Annotated in this window: 2 protein-coding genes; both read right to left on the reverse strand. The window is 20.3% G+C overall.

The window, feature by feature from the left end; all coding sequences use genetic code 11:
• Nucleotides 1-214 precede the first annotated feature (214 nt).
• The gene (locus tag HNR35_RS05715; RefSeq protein WP_336509710.1) at nt 215-769 is read right to left on the reverse strand and encodes a DUF226 domain-containing protein; all 555 of its coding nucleotides are present in this window, start codon (nt 767-769) and stop codon (nt 215-217) included.
• Between the two features lie 9 nt (nt 770-778).
• Nucleotides 779-1179: plasmid maintenance protein (locus HNR35_RS05720; RefSeq protein ID WP_236845806.1), on the reverse strand; the 401-nt coding region annotated here is incomplete at its 5' end.

The raw sequence follows: 1179 nt of genomic DNA on the forward strand, positions 1-1179 counted from the left end.
TTTAATTTTTCCTTTAGTGTTTCGTAATAAGAAATTTTACTTTCATCTATAATTGAATTTTGTTCAACATTAGTATTTATTTTTTTTGTTAAAACTCTTTTTTTAAATTTTATTGCCATAAAAAATCTCCTTTATTCCTAGAAAAACTTTCTTGAAATACATTTTGCATACATATAAAAAATTTTATCAACAATGTATTTAATTGACAGAACTGTTATTGTTTTAAATTTTTTAAAATCCATTTAATAATTAGTCCTTCATCAGAATATTTTTTATTGTAAAATTTATATACATGTTTTTCCAAATTTAAAAATTTATTCACAAGTGCTTTATTATAAGGTGTATCCATCTTTTCTTTTTTTAATAAACGAAATAATCCTCTTAAATAGCAAAAAACACTGCCGGTTTTAAATCTAAATTCTATGTAATATGTTTTTGAAAATGTATATGCTTTTTTAACTCCGTCTAATTCATAATGTACAAGAATATTTCTTATTGGTTTTCTATAACCATAAAAAATCCCTAAAAATTTATCCCCCTCTTGTATAGGATATAGATAAAGCTTTTGAATTTCTGATTCATTTAATAATTTTTTAAAAAAAACCATACACCGGTGTTTTTTATCATTTACTACTTTATAAATGTCCTTTAGTATTTTTGTATGATAAATATTTCTATCCTTTTTTTGTTCTTTCATTAGAAAAATATTTTTTTTATCAAATTTAAAATTTTGTTCTTCTGTTTTTGTAGTTTTTAATAAATTCCCCACATTTAATCCTTATATAGCTTTTTTATCTAATTCTTTTAAATCAAATAAACTTTTTTGTTTTTTTATTAGTTCTAATAATTCATGATAATACGTATTAAATACCTTATTATATTCTAATTTCTTTTTGCTATTTAAATATTTTTTTATAATCGGCTTTAAAAGCTCAATGTTTGCCTTTTCTTTTAGTTGTTCAATGAGTATATTGAAAATGTTTGTTTTTAAACTATCATAATTTTTTTGGGGATTTTCTTGATTTATTTCAATGGATTTTTCTAATTTACGCTTTATGTTACTTAAATCATTATATTTCTGATATTCAATAATAAAATGCGGCTTATATTTGTAATTTTCATATGTTTTTTTGAAATTTATTTCTAATTGTTTGGTATTGTATCCATTTTTTTCAAATT

Origin of the sequence: Borreliella spielmanii (assembly GCF_014201705.1) — a bacterium.
Classification (GTDB): domain Bacteria; phylum Spirochaetota; class Spirochaetia; order Borreliales; family Borreliaceae; genus Borreliella; species Borreliella spielmanii.